Origin of the sequence: Paenibacillus sp. BK720, from assembly GCF_011761545.1 — a bacterium.
Classification (GTDB): Bacteria; Bacillota; Bacilli; order Paenibacillales; family Paenibacillaceae; genus Pristimantibacillus.
The window spans coordinates 634314-647739 of record NZ_JAASRQ010000001.1; the positions used below are offsets into that span (position 1 = coordinate 634314).

Sequence of the window (13426 nt, forward strand, 5' to 3'; positions counted from 1 at the left end):
TACGTAAACGCAAAACGTTATTCATGTTAACGCAATGTAAATTTTTTTGAGAGTTGTTAAGGTTGTCCGCATGATTGTAATCCTCTATAGTAAGGGTGACATTTTCCTTACGAAATGAGGATGCAATAGATGAAGGAAGCTGGACTTAAGCTTATACTCGATCAGGTGGAAAGCAGGCAGGATGAGTTAGTCGCTTTGCTCTCTGAGCTGGTCGCTTTCCCGACGGTAAGCCCGCCGGCGCGCAATACGATGCAAGCGCAGATCTTTATGAAGGAACAGCTGGATCGTCTTGGCTTCGAGACGGAGCTATGGGAAGTCTATCCGGGAGATCCGAACGTAACGGCCGTCAGACGGGGAACGGAGAGCGGCTCTTACAAAAGTCTGCTACTGAACGGGCATATGGACGTGGCGGAAGTAGGCGACAGCAAGGAATGGTCCGTCCAGCCGTTTCAATTAACGCTTAACGACGGACGTGTATACGGCCGCGGGACAGCGGATATGAAAGGCGGCCTTGCCGCTTTGCTGTTTGCCATCAAGCTGCTGGTGGAAGCAGGGATCGTGCTGAAGGGGGATTTGTTTTTCCAATCGGTTATCGGGGAGGAGGCCGGCGAGGCTGGCACAAGAGCCTGCATGGAGCGTGGCTGCGAAGCGGATTTCGCCATTGTGGCGGATACAAGCCATCTCGCGGTTCAAGGGCAAGGCGGAGTGATTACCGGCTGGGTTACGGTGCAAAGCCCGGTTACCCATCACGATGCGATGCGCTCCCGGATGATTCACGCTGGAGGCGGGCTGCATGGGGCCAGCGCGATCGAGAAGATGGCAAAGCTTATTGCCGGCTTGCAGGAGCTTGAGAGGCATTGGGCAGTAACGAAGTCCTATCCGGGCTTCCCGCCGGGCTCCAATACGATCAATCCGGCCGTTATCGAAGGGGGACGCCACGCCGCGTTTGTTGCGGACCGCTGCTCGCTTTGGATTACGGTTCATTTTTATCCGGATGAGGATTATGAATCGGTAGCCGCGGAAATTGAAGAGCATCTAATGCGCGTGGCGCAAGGCGATCCATGGCTGCGGCATCATCCGCCAACGTTCCGGTGGGGCGGCAGATCGATGATCGAGGAGCGGGGAGAAATTTTTCCTTCATTAGAGATTGATCCGCATAACGATGGAGTGAAGACGTTGCTGACGAATCACCGCGCTGTGCTGAACCGCGCAGCCGAGGTCGGAATGACTCCAACGGTTACGGATGCAGGCTGGATCGGGCGTGCAGGAATCCCGACGGTTATTTACGGGCCGGGTGAATTAAGCAAAGCGCATGCCGTAGACGAAAGCCTTGATCTTAGTGAGCTGATCGAATATGCGAAGGTGATGGCCGCCTTTATCACAGACTGGTGCAACCGGGAAAAAGCCTGAAAGATGAAAACGAAGATTCGTATCGACAGAACAACTGTCTTACAAGCCATGGGAGAAAGGAATGTCGCTGGCCCAGCTTGTTCTGCATATTACGGGCGCGATGGATATGTTTGCGAAAACGGTTCAAAACGGCGTATACACGCCAGGGGCTAAGCCCGCTGCGCCTTCAACAATCGAGGAATTGAAGTCTGTCGTGGCTGCGGCAACGGAACAAACGGAAGCCGTTCTTCGTTCCCTCACGCCGGAACAGCTTGAAGCGCCAATCGATTTCTTCGGCAACTCGCTTTCGGGCCACGCTCTGCTGCAAAATGCCAAAGACCACGAAATTCATCACAAAGGACAGCTATTTATCTATTTGCGGTTGATTGGCATCGAGCAGCTGCCGTTTTACGTAAGCAAGGGCTAAGGCGCTGTAAAAGTATAGCACTGGACGGTGCAAAGCGCCGGATGGTATGATGCTTGAGGGTGATTACTATATGAATAATGATTTGACGAATGCGAATAATAACGAAAATAATGATAATACCGAAGTCTGGGATGCGCTGATGAAGACGATTTTCCAGAAGGGACTCGCGACGCTGAGACCGTTTTTTCCGCATGTGGAAGGTCTATTAGTGAACGATGAGAAATTCGGGCAAATCTTTATTTACCGCGTGACCAATGATTTCAAGAAATCTTATGACTGCGGGTTCTTCCTGCGCGAACTGGCTGAACAGTTCCAGGATGGCGGCCGAGAAGCCGGCGAATGGATGGCCTCCTTCTTCTACGAGCTGATGAAGACGAACAAAGGCGGCAAAGAGCTGCCTGCTCCTCCCGACAGCGAACAGAAAGAGGAACAATTCATCGATGATGTGTTGTTCCCGCATTGCCTTAGCGCGGTCAGCGAGGAGTTTGCGCCGCTTGCGATTACGGGCAACAGAGGGCTTGACGAGAACCTTACGCCTGTTCTTGAGCTTGGCTTCAAGGATGTTCCGGAAGAAAAATGCGTTTTCCCGATTCATTATCTGTACAAAATGATGCAGCTCAACCGCGATCCTTCGGATACGATTCTCGTCCAATTGGCCAAGCTTCGTCAGAAGTATGGCGTAGAGTGAAGTGGATTGATGAACCGTCTCCTGCGAGGGGCGGTTTTTCTTTTGGACTAGACTGATGATTTGTTGGAATGATATGATGATTACGGGTGAAGCGAATAATGAATAATGAGACGACAAACGAAGAGATCCAAGGCAATTCAGAGGAAGAAGCGAAGCAATTCGCTGAGCTTGTCAAGGCGGTCCAGCATAACGGCTTTGTCGCTTTGAGACAGCATTTCGAAGATGTTCAAGGGCAAGTATTGAACCAGGAGCTTTACGGTCCCGTGTTTGTTTACAAAGTGAAGGATGAATCCGGCAGCGATTACGTTTGCGGCTTTTTCCTTCGTGAGTTAATCGCGAATTTCCAAGCGGGCAACGAAGAGGCGACAGAATGGATGGCTTCGTTCTTCTACGAATTGATGAAGACCGAAGGGGGAAAGCCGCTTCCGCAGCCTCCTGCAAGCGAAGATGATGCCAAGGCTTTAATCGATAAAGTTCTCATCCCGCATTGCATCAAGTCTGTTGAAGACGAATTCCCCGAGGAGAAGGTACATGCTGGCCTTGCCTGGAACGAAGAGCTGAAAGGACCTGTATTCGAAACGGGTTTCCCGGCGATTTCCGACGGCAATAATGTTTGCGCTTTCTCCCTGCATCTCTTGTATACGCATCTTTTGATTAACCGCGATCCTGCGGAATTGCTGCTCCGGGGATTGTACAAGATCCGCGAAGAGCATGGCATGGATTAGAAGAAACAGCTCCTTGACAGGGGCTGTTTTTTTGTTGCCGCCGATTTATGATATACTGTTTATTAAGTACACAATTATGGCGTGACCGGTATGGAGGATAATGGGATGGAGCATGGTGATGAGGAAGACGTACTAAAATCCTTGCCGCGGGGAGTTGCATTGGCATGGGGGCTGGTGAAGGAATCGCAGAGGGGACCGAAGCGCGAGCTTTCTATCGACCAAATTGTTGCGGCTGCAGTAGAGCTGGCGGATAAGGAAGGACTTCAGGCTGTCTCGATGAGCCGGGTTGCTTCATCTTTGGGTTTTACGGCGATGTCGCTTTACCGCTATGTGCAAAGCAAAGACGATTTGCTGCTGCTTATGCAGGAGTCGGTCTGCAAGCTTCCGGATAGGCCGGAGGAAGAAGAGGCGGATTGGCGCGAGGGTATGCGGCAGTATGTGCGGGATTGCATTCACGTATTTCTGAAGCATCCCTGGTATGCGGATATTCCGGTATCGGGCGTGCCTCTAACTCCTAATAATCTTCTGTTCGTGGATCTGGCCTTGCGGCCGATGCGGAAGCTTCCGCTTAATGACTTTGAGAAAATGTCTACCGTTCTGCTGCTCAGCAATTACGCGCGTTCCACCGGTCAAATTCAAAGGGACATGGTTCGAGCGATTGAAGGTGGGGCAAGTCCAGGCTCCTTCAGCGGACTCGATTATACGAAGGCGCTTAAGATTCTCGTGAAGGAGGAGCATTATCCGGATCTGCAGCCGCTTATTGCATCAGGCGTATACACGGAGGAGAATCCGGCGGATAATCCAATCGGCAATGATTTCGATTTCGGCCTGGAGCGGATTCTGGATGGAATTGAGCATTATCTCGCTTCCAAAGGTTAGATGCGAAAAAGCCAGCCATTTGATGAAAACTCATCAGTTGGCTGGCTTTTTCTATTTTCGGAATTCGATTAACTAACGGCGTCCGGCTTTTTTGCGGAAGGAGATGATGCTCCAGACGAACGCAAGGGTTAAGATTAACAAGCACCAGCCAACAGCCCACCAAGCGCTATTATCCAGCGGCGTGCCCGTCAGCAATCCCCGGATTGTCTCGATGACCGGCGTAATCGGCTGATGATTGGCTACGCCTTGCAGCCACGAAGGCATGGTGTCCGTTGGCACAAAGGCGCTGGACAGATAAGGGAGGAACAGAAGAGCAAAGCCGTATCCGCTTGCTGCCGCCGGACTTCCCGCTACCAGGCCGATTGCTGCGAATAACCAGGTGAAGGTCAATATGAATAGGGTAATGACGGCGAGCGCAAGCACCCATTCGATAAAGCCGGCGTTTGGACGGAAACCGACAAGCATGGCTACGCCAAATACGACGCCGGTTGCGAACAAATTACGGGCGAGACTGGCTGCGACATGACCGGTCACAACGCTGAGGCTTTTAATCGGCATCGTCCGGAACCGGTCGATAATGCCGTTGGTCATATCGTTGGATACGTCAACGGCTGTGCTCGAAGAGCCGAACCCCGCGCATAGCAGAATAATGCCGGGTACCACGTAATTGACGTAATCTCCGGTGGAATCTATTGCTCCTCCAAAGACGTAAGTAAAAAGAAGCATCAGCATCACAGGCAGCATAATCGCCATAATGAGAGCCTCCGTATTGCGCAGGCTGTGACGGAGACTGCGGCCAATGAAGACAAGGTTGGTTGTCAGCACGGATGCCGGTTTTACAGGTTTGGTTGAAGCGATCATACGCGTTGCACCTCTTTCCCGTTTGTTGTTAAAGCGACAAATACGTCATCCAAGCTAGGTCTTCGGATTTGGACCCGCGTCCCGGGCGGAACCGAATGAACAAGCTCATTCAGCGTACGGCTTATATCCTGAATGCTGCCGGTTGTCGGTACTGTATGAATGACTTCATCATGGCCGTTTAATAATTCAATGACTTCTCCTCCGACTCGTGCTTTTAATTGCTCGGCACTGCCGGTCGCCACGATCCGGCCGCCGTTAATGACGGCAATCTGATCGGCCAGCTGATCGGCCTCCTCCAAATATTGCGTAGTCAGAAAGATGGTCCTGCCTTGACTCGCCAGTTCGCCGATGATATCCCACAATGCCCGGCGGCTGACGGTATCGAGGCCGGTTGTAGGTTCGTCCAGAAAGATAACGGGGCGGTCCACCACAAGGCTGATAGCAAGATCGAGTCTTCGGCGCATGCCTCCCGAATAGGTTTTTACCCGTTTCTTTGCGGCGTCAACAAGATCAAATGCCTTTAGCAGCTCCTCCGTACGCGTACGGGACTGTGCCGAACTAAGCCCTGAAAGCCTGCCGATCATGCGTAAGTTTTCCTCGGCGGACAAGACTTCGTCCACAGCGGCGAACTGGCCCGTGAGGCTGATCTGTTGCTTGACGAGCTCCTGCTCGGTCTGGGCATTAAAGCCTCCTACGAATACCTTTCCGCCATCGGGTGCAATTAAGGTAGACAAAATATGAATCAGGGTTGTTTTGCCTGCTCCGTTAGGACCCAGCAGGGCAAAGACGGAACCGGCCGGTACGGATAGATCAAGTCCGCTTAGCACGGTTTGCTTGCCGAAGCTTTTACGGAGACCCGATACTTCAATCGCTATTGATTTCACAAAGCGCCTCATTTCTGTGTATGATATACACTGATTATTATGTAAACAGTATATGATATAAACATTAAAAGATGCAATGGTTTTTATAAAAAGGACAAGGATAAATTTTGCTGTTTCAAAGAACCGGCAAACGTGTAATAGATAATACGAGATCGAAAATACGGTTTCGAATACGAGAACGGAATAAAGGAGAGATAACTATGCCAAAGGAAAACACAGGTAGCGGTCTGCTGGTAGGTACAATTGTCGGGACAGCGGTAGGTGCTGTCGGGGCGCTTCTGCTTGCGCCGAAAACGGGTGTGCAGCTGAGGGAGGATATCTCGAATAAGTTCCAGGCACTCAGCCAGCGTACTCAGGAACTTGCTTCTACGGCGAAGGACAAAACAAAGGATGTTCTGTCCAGCGTCAGGGAAGAGGCGTCGGATTTGACGGATAGGGCGAAGAAATCCAACGAGCATGTCATGGATGCCTTCAGCGCCGCCAAAGACGATGTGAAAGACAAGGTGAGATCCACTACGAATTAAGAAGAGGATCGAAGGAAGAGGCTGTCCACCGGACAGCCTCTTTCTTTTGCGCTTATTGGGCAGGCAAAAAGATACCGCCTGTCCTCCCCCAAGGGAAGACAGACGGTTCGTTCAGCCCCCTTCGCTTTGCGGCGGGTGAAGGAGCTGCCTTAATTTATCAAGCGCGCGCTTCTGGAAGCGGGATACGCTCATTTGGGATACGCCAAGCTGATCGGCAATTTCACGCTGGGATTGGCCATGCTGATAGACCAGAACCAGTACCTTGCGCTCTTCTTCCTTTAGCTGCGCCATTGCTTCGTTCAAGGCAATCCGGTTATCGACATGGCTGTATTTATCGCTGTGATCGCTGATGATATCGCCAATTGTCGCGCTGTCGCCTTCGCTGGAGAGCGGGGTGTCAAGCGAGACGTATTGATAGGATTCACGGGAAGACAGGACCTCGATCGTTTCCTCCACCGATAGTCCCAAATAAGCGGCAATCTCGTCCATCTTGGGAGAGCGCTCGAGCTTGGTTGTCAGCTCGTCGATGGCCTTTTGGACGAGCAGGCCTTTTTCCTTCATATTCCGTGGCACCTGTATGTACCAAGATTTGTCGCGCAAATAGTTTTTAAGCTGACCAATGACGCTTTTCATGGCGTAGCCCTCGAATGGAACGCCTTTGTCGCTGTCATACTGCTTGAACAGCCGCAGCATGGACATCTGTCCGACTTGATAAAGGTCTTCGTAGAGGTCGGGGCGGTTTCTCGAAATTTTTGATACGGCCATCCGCACCAATGCTTCAAAATGCTGCAACAATGCCGTTGCGGCATCATTGCAGCTCGTTTCCTTGTATCTTTGAAGCAGATCGGTAATCTGTTGCTGATTCAGGCAGGACGATTGTGATTTCATGCCATCTCCTCTTTCCTACCAAGTCGCTTGGTTAGAATCACCTCGGTGCCTAATTCCGAGTGGACCTCTACCTGGTCCATCAAAGCCTGCATCAGAAATAGACCGAGACCTCCCACATTCGCGTCGATTAAAGGCTTTTCGTGCAGGGAAGCTTGGGCAATAACGGTTGGCTCGTAATGAAAGCTGTTGCCGGAATCCTTCACCCGTATTTGAAAGGAGTCTTCCTCTGCTTCAAAGATAACCTCTATAACCCCGAATTCCCCTCCGTTATAGGCATGCAGAACAACGTTGCTGCATGCCTCCGTAACGGCTACCTTCATATCCTCGATTTCCTCGTAAGAGAAGCCTTCCTTGGCGGCGAGCCCCGACAGAGTCAGCCGCACGATGTCAATATATTCGGCTTTCGCCGGTATAGTCAAGCTAGTCCATGGTTTCATCATTGTTCCCGTTCCTCTCCGCTTATCCTATTATAGCTTAATGTTGTTTGAGTTTTCTCCAAATCCTCAAGGAGGAAATAATGCCGTCGGCTATGGCAGCCGTAACCTTGCCGCTTCCGCTGCTCGGCCGAGCGCTTTCGCTATGGATGATCTCCCGCTGGGACTTGCTTTTGATTGAAGTAACGAGGCCGGCAGCCGTTTCCTTCATGACGCCGGTAAAGCTGTGAAGAGTCTGGCCGATGTCATGCACGGTTGCGAATACGACATCCAGCGAGCGGAGCTTCGTGCGGACATCCATGGTCATTTCACTGGTATTATGAATCATTTCCTTCACGTCTCCGCTGATCATGGAGACGTCGGTTCGAAGCTCCCCAACCGTATTGCGAACTTCGTTTAAGGTTGCGGTTAACGCTTTGATGGTCTGAATAAGGAAAAACATCAGGATGACGAAAGCAACCGTAATGACGGCTATAATGATCTGAATGAAAATATCCATGACAATCACATCCTCTTTTTTTCTTTAAATACCCTAGAAATATGTAAATGAAACAGCCGTCTAATTGTAAATATAATGGTATACTTGCTTTAAGAGATTAAGAGAGAAGGAGATTTCTATGCTTCGAGCACTCAAATTTAATATCAGAACCAAGATTGCAATCGGGTATTTCCTTATTCTTATCTGTTTAGGGGCTTCGATTGTAACGGTGACGGACCGTATTGAGGCGCTGCAAAACGAGGTTGAGACGATAACGACCAGGGATGTGCAAATCCAAAGTCTGATTTCCGCCATTCAATATGATGCCCTAAATATGGCAACTGCCCACCGGGGATATCTGCTTACAGGAGAAGAGAACTATCTGGATCCCTACGAGAAAAGTAAATCCGAGTGGGAATCAAACTATACGAGCCTATACGCTTATATTTCAAATCCAATAACTCAAAAAGATCTTGAAGATGTCAAGATGACAATACAGGAATGGCTCACCAAGGTGGCAGAGCCTACGATTGCAATGAAAAGGCAAGCTCAAACTGAAGATATTTTAGACGTTTTCAACAAAGATATTGGCAAACAGCAGATGGACAGCCTCCGAACGAAATTCGATAGCATCGGAAATCAGGAAGTCCAGGCAACAAGGCTTGAAATCATTGATCTTGAAAATAAGAATAGAATACTAACGGTCGTCATCTATATCCTGCTGCTAGTCGCAACCATTATTTCGTTTATGATTGTATCCTTCGTGTCCGGCTCCATTGTGAAAGCAATCAAGCAGGTCGTGGAGACCATTAAGGAAATCGCTTCTTCCGGCGGCAATCTGGCAACCCGGATCAAAGTCAAGACAAGAGACGAGATCAAGGAGCTGGGGGATGCAACCAACGAGCTGCTTGCCAGTCTCGAAGCGAAAAGCTGGATTCAGGCCAAGGTTGCGGAAGTTGCAACAATGACGCAAGGCATTAATGATCTGCAGGTACTGGCCCAGACTTTTCTGACGAAGGTTGCGCCGATGGTGAACGCTTCCTACGGCGTATTTTATATCCGGAAAGGGGCGGGCGATCAGCAGCGTCTGGAGAAGCTGGCCTCTTATGCCAGCTCGGAAGAAGCTGCAGGAAAGTCGGATATCCGCTTTGGAGAAGGACTAGTAGGGCAATGCGCTTTAGAAAAACGTATCTTCCTAATTAATCAGACGAATGAGAATCCTCCTCTTATTTCTACGGGCTTATTTCAGCTTGAGCCGCGCAGCATACTGATCGTGCCCATTGAATATGAGGGCAGGCTGGAAGCCGTTATCGAATTCGCTTCGCTGGAGTCCTTCACCTCCCAGCATCTGAGGCTGATGGAGGAGGTCGAAAAAGACTTCGGCATTGCGGTTAACAATGTAGCCGGACGCATGGAAGTCGAACGTCTGCTTAGCGAGTCGCAGGTGCTAACCGAAGAGCTGCAGATGCAGCAGGAAGAGATGCGGATGACAACCGAGCATCTGGAAGAGCAATATCTGGTCGCCGAGCAGAAGACCAAAGAGCTCGAGAAGGCCAAGGAGGAACTGGAGGATTACTCCGAGCAGCTGGAGAAGAGCTCGCAGTACAAGTCCAATTTCCTTGCGAATATGTCGCATGAGCTTCGTACGCCGCTCAACAGCATTCTGATTTTATCCCAGCTGCTGGCAGAGAACGAGAACCATACGTTAAACGAAGACGAAGAAGGCTACGCCAAAGTTATCCATACATCGGGCACGGATTTGCTCAAGCTGATCGACGATATTTTGGATCTGTCGAAGATTGAAGCGGGGAAAGTCATTCTGACCGTGGATGAAGTGAATCTGACGGAAATCCCGGAGCTTTTGAAGCTGACCTTTAACCCTATAGCGGAAAAAAGAGGAGTCGGCTTTGCCATAGACATGGCCGAGACCCTTCCAACCCTCTGGTATACGGATGGACAACGCCTGCAGCAAATTTTGAAAAATCTGCTGTCCAATGCTTTTAAATTTACGGAGAAGGGCTCCGTTCAATTAAGGTTTGACCATACGGACGACGGGCTGCTGGCGATTTCCGTGAAGGACACGGGCATTGGCATTCCAAAGGACAAGCAGAAGCTGATCTTTGAAGCCTTCCAGCAGGTGGACGGCAAGACCAACCGGATTTACGGCGGTACGGGACTGGGATTGTCCATCTGCAACGAGTTTGTGAAGCTGCTGGGCGGGTATATCCGGCTGGATAGCGCCCTTGGCGAGGGCAGCTGCTTTACCGTCTATCTGCCGATGCTCAGCCAAGAAATGGTTGATTCCATTCAGTTGGCCCAGATGGAAGCCTCGGCGGCTATAGAGCTGGCTGAAGAGGATCCGGTACAAGAGAAGCACCAGCCCGGAGAGCAGGCCCAAGAAGATCAGGCGTCAGGCAGCGTGTTCGCCGGGAAGAAGGTTCTGCTGGTTGAAGATGATGCGCGCAACGTGTTTGCCCTCGTTAACGCCCTGGAGAACAAAAAGATGCAGGTGACGGTCGCGGGCAACGGCAGGGCGTGCATGGATCTCTTAAAGGATAATAAAGATTTTGATCTGGTGCTGATGGATATCATGATGCCGCTGATGGATGGCTATGAGACGATGAGGGAGATGCGCAAGCAGCCAGAGCTTCAGGCCATGCCGATTATCGCGCTGACGGCCAAAGCGATGAAGTCCGACCGCGACAAGTGCCTCGAAGCCGGTGCGTCGGATTACATCAGCAAGCCTTTACAGATGGATCAATTGTATTCGCTTATGCAGGTATGGCTGACGAAACAGGTGGGGAACTAAATGGACGATCAGCAGCACTATTTACCGGATCATACGCTTGATGAACTGCCGGCTAACGAATGGGAAGACGTTGAGATCGAGCTGTTGATTGAAGGGCTGTTCCGAGCTTACGGTTATGATTTTCGCCATTATTTGAGATCCTCGCTCAGGCGGCGGATCCGGAACCGGATGTATATGGACGGCGTGCCGACGGTTACCGGAATGCTGGAGAAGATTCTGCATGAGCCGGATTACGTTCAGAAGCTTACCAACGATTTCTCTATTAAAGTAACGGAAATGTTCCGTGATCCAAGCTTCTTCCGTGCTTTTCGCGAGAGGGCCGTTCCGCTGCTGGACAAGCTGCCGGAAATCCGGATTTGGCATGCGGGCTGTTCGACGGGCGAAGAAGTGTACTCCATGGCTATTCTGCTGCAGGAGCAAGGACTGCTCGGGAAGGCCAGAATTTACGCGACCGATATGAGCGAGCGTGCCATTGAGCAGGCGAAGGAAGGGAAGTTCCCTCTGAAGCGGATGCAGACTTTTACCAAAAACTATCTGCAGGCAGGCGGAACAAAGGAGTTCTCGGCGTATTACACGGCTGACCGGGATTACGCGATATTTGACCGTTCCCTGGCGCAGCATATGATGTTCGCGCAGCATAATCTGGCAACGGACAGTACGTTTAACGAGTTCCATGTGATTTTATGCCGCAATGTCATGATTTACTTTAATCCCGAGCTGCAGGGCCGCGTGCATCGCCTATTCCATGAGAGCTTAACCGAAGCGGGAATATTGGGATTGGGAAGCATGGAATACCTGATCGCTCCTTGGAAGCAGCATTACGAGGAGCTCGCCGACGGCGAGCGGTTGTTTGTAAAGAAGGATTAGATTAATAGGCTCCGGCTGTTGGACTACGCTACATCCAGCAGCCGACCCAAATACGAACATTACGAATATAATCAACGAGCTGTTCAACTGAGGGCTTGGCAACCTAATAAGAGACGATTGCGGCAAAGCAAAAGACCGGCGAATTTTCGCCGGTCTTTCTCATTCGCTTACATATTTGGTAAGAATCACTTCGGTGCTGCTTTCGTTGGACTGCACCAATACTTCATCCATAAGAGCTTCCATTAAGTAAATGCCGAGCCCGCCAACCGGCAGCTCGCTGATTTCGATCCCTTGCAGGGGAGGGCTGGAGATCCCGGTTTCGGTATGCTCGAACGGAGGGCCGTCATTCTTGACAATAATCGTGATGCCCGCCTCGGATGGCTGGAAGGTAACGTCAATCAGGCTGCCGTCTTCCTTGCCGGAACCCCCATGCAGCACGGCATTAGTACACGCCTCGGATACCGCGACCTTCATATCTTCGATGTCTTCATACGAGAAATTGAGCTTGGACGCAATACCGTAAAGGCATACTCTTACGATATCGATATAATCGGCATGGGAAGGGATTTGTAATCTTATCATGATTAGCCCTTTGTCCCTTCCGATAAATAACCGGATATGCCCGTCAAATCAAACAGCCGTTGAATGCTCGGCGGAATGTCTTGGACGGAGAACGGCGCATGAATGCCGTCACGGTATTTCAGCACGGATACGATGATGCCGATGCCCGTGCTGTCGATATATTTCAAATCGCGAAGATTGAGCACGAGACCGCGGTCCGTCCGCTCCATCAGCGGTTCCAATGCGGCTCTCAGCTGGGTGACGACCGATAAATCCAGCTCTCCGCCAAGAGATAAAATGTAGCTGTCGTTTGTTTCTTTTTGCTCAATCTGGAATTGCTGTGACTTCATTAGATCCACTCCGATCATTAAATTAGAATAGCCCTCCGTTAGACGGAGGAGATATGGTAATAGGCGATAGATTCAAGAGTGCCGGTGTCGTAATCAATGAACAGCTTGAGAACATTCTCCTGGCGTTCGTATACGATGCCGTCCTCCGCCTTATAATCAGGCTCGCCGAGCGCTTCGATTAACGCTTCGATCGATACCGGGATTTCTTCGTCATCGATCCAAATGGTGCTTGCGCTGCCGCTGACCTTGATTTCATCCATGATTCCGTCACGGAATACAATGTCCATGTTTGGATATTCGTAGGTTTCCATTTCGGTTAGCCATTCATCGCTTGTAACCCGGATCGGTTCGCCAAGCATGCGCTCGACGGTTATTTTATCATCGTAAAGAGAAAGCCCGTTGACGGATTGCAGCCTGAGGTCTGTAACCGTGTAGTCCGCGTGAGAGAAGGTTTCCCACTCGGATGCTGATGCTGTGGCCGTTGTCTGCAGCTCATGAACGGGATGAGGAAGAGACATGTAAGCAAGCGGCACGACGCCGATGATCCCTCCTGCAAGGTAACATGCTATAAATGCATTCTTCATAAGCTATCCCTCCAACCTTTGTCATTCGCCTTATTATCGATTACCCGGGCAGGGGGGGATTGAAACAGGCTGGAGTAA

16 protein-coding genes are annotated in these 13426 nt (G+C 50.6%); 8 read left to right on the plus strand and 8 right to left on the minus strand.

Features of this window, described 5'->3' with window-relative positions:
• The first annotated feature begins 129 nt into the window (after positions 1-129).
• The 5 genes from FHT67_RS02740 to FHT67_RS02760 all read left to right on the plus strand — a co-directional run bounded on the left by FHT67_RS02740 (position 130) and on the right by FHT67_RS02760 (position 4108).
• Positions 130-1410: an acetylornithine deacetylase gene (locus FHT67_RS02740; RefSeq protein WP_167195452.1), complete on the plus strand. Its 1281-nt coding sequence runs from the start codon at positions 130-132 to the stop codon at positions 1408-1410.
• Positions 1411-1444: 34 nt separating this feature from the next.
• A complete protein-coding gene (locus FHT67_RS02745; RefSeq protein ID WP_347880077.1) occupies positions 1445-1816 on the plus strand; it encodes a DinB family protein in 372 nt (123 codons plus the stop codon).
• Positions 1817-1886: 70 nt separating this feature from the next.
• Positions 1887-2504, plus strand: coding sequence for a hypothetical protein (locus FHT67_RS02750; protein ID WP_132303699.1), 618 nt, complete (start codon positions 1887-1889; stop codon positions 2502-2504).
• Positions 2505-2602: 98 nt separating this feature from the next.
• Positions 2603-3229 (plus strand): hypothetical protein, encoded by a 627-nt coding sequence (locus FHT67_RS02755; RefSeq protein WP_127495988.1) that lies wholly within the window; start codon positions 2603-2605, stop codon positions 3227-3229.
• 105 nt (positions 3230-3334) lie between these two features.
• Positions 3335-4108, plus strand: a complete 774-nt coding sequence (locus tag FHT67_RS02760; protein WP_132303701.1) for a TetR/AcrR family transcriptional regulator — start codon at positions 3335-3337, stop codon at positions 4106-4108.
• A gap of 72 nt (positions 4109-4180) precedes the next feature.
• Here the strand turns inward: FHT67_RS02760 and FHT67_RS02765 are convergent, their stop codons facing one another.
• Both FHT67_RS02765 and FHT67_RS02770 read right to left on the minus strand, forming a co-directional pair.
• Entirely contained in the window at positions 4181-4969 is a 789-nt protein-coding gene (locus FHT67_RS02765) for an ABC transporter permease (RefSeq protein WP_167195458.1), read from the minus strand.
• Entirely contained in the window at positions 4966-5853 is an 888-nt protein-coding gene (locus tag FHT67_RS02770; RefSeq protein WP_167195460.1) for an ATP-binding cassette domain-containing protein, read from the minus strand. Before FHT67_RS02770 ends, FHT67_RS02765 begins: the two co-directional genes overlap by 4 nt.
• Before the next feature lie 200 nt (positions 5854-6053).
• On the opposite strand from FHT67_RS02770, the gene FHT67_RS02775 reads away from it, so the two are divergent.
• Entirely contained in the window at positions 6054-6377 is a 324-nt protein-coding gene (locus FHT67_RS02775; protein WP_132303709.1) for a YtxH domain-containing protein, read from the plus strand.
• Between the two features lie 111 nt (positions 6378-6488).
• Here FHT67_RS02775 and FHT67_RS02780 read toward each other — a convergent pair whose 3' ends face one another.
• From FHT67_RS02780 to FHT67_RS02790, 3 genes are read right to left on the minus strand one after another with little or no spacing between them, the layout of a single operon-like run.
• Positions 6489-7265 carry a sigma-70 family RNA polymerase sigma factor gene (locus tag FHT67_RS02780; protein WP_167195462.1) on the minus strand — a complete coding sequence of 259 codons (777 nt, stop codon included), beginning with the start codon at positions 7263-7265 and terminating at the stop codon, positions 6489-6491.
• Complete coding sequence (gene rsbW / locus FHT67_RS02785; protein WP_167196823.1) at positions 7262-7702, minus strand: anti-sigma B factor RsbW; 441 nt, start codon at positions 7700-7702, stop codon at positions 7262-7264. The genes FHT67_RS02780 and rsbW overlap by 4 nt, the downstream gene beginning before the upstream one ends.
• Positions 7703-7739: 37 nt before the next feature.
• Entirely contained in the window at positions 7740-8198 is a 459-nt protein-coding gene (locus FHT67_RS02790) for a DUF948 domain-containing protein (RefSeq protein ID WP_167195463.1), read from the minus strand.
• Positions 8199-8316: 118 nt separating this feature from the next.
• Between FHT67_RS02790 and FHT67_RS02795 the strand changes: the two genes are divergently transcribed.
• Both FHT67_RS02795 and FHT67_RS02800 read left to right on the plus strand, forming a co-directional pair.
• Complete coding sequence (locus tag FHT67_RS02795; protein ID WP_167195465.1) at positions 8317-10986, plus strand: ATP-binding protein; 2670 nt, start codon at positions 8317-8319, stop codon at positions 10984-10986.
• Complete coding sequence (locus tag FHT67_RS02800; protein ID WP_207918091.1) at positions 10987-11853, plus strand: CheR family methyltransferase; 867 nt, start codon at positions 10987-10989, stop codon at positions 11851-11853.
• Between the two features lie 159 nt (positions 11854-12012).
• Here the strand turns inward: FHT67_RS02800 and FHT67_RS02805 are convergent, their stop codons facing one another.
• The 3 genes from FHT67_RS02805 to FHT67_RS02815 are packed head-to-tail and all read right to left on the minus strand — an operon-like array spanning position 12013 to position 13348.
• The gene (locus FHT67_RS02805) at positions 12013-12435 is read right to left on the minus strand and encodes an ATP-binding protein (RefSeq protein ID WP_167195467.1); all 423 of its coding nucleotides are present in this window, start codon (positions 12433-12435) and stop codon (positions 12013-12015) included.
• 2 nt (positions 12436-12437) lie between these two features.
• The gene (locus tag FHT67_RS02810; protein WP_132303724.1) at positions 12438-12764 is read right to left on the minus strand and encodes an STAS domain-containing protein; all 327 of its coding nucleotides are present in this window, start codon (positions 12762-12764) and stop codon (positions 12438-12440) included.
• A 38-nt stretch (positions 12765-12802) separates the two neighbouring features.
• The gene (locus tag FHT67_RS02815) at positions 12803-13348 is read right to left on the minus strand and encodes a hypothetical protein (RefSeq protein WP_167195469.1); all 546 of its coding nucleotides are present in this window, start codon (positions 13346-13348) and stop codon (positions 12803-12805) included.
• Positions 13349-13426 lie beyond the last annotated feature (78 nt).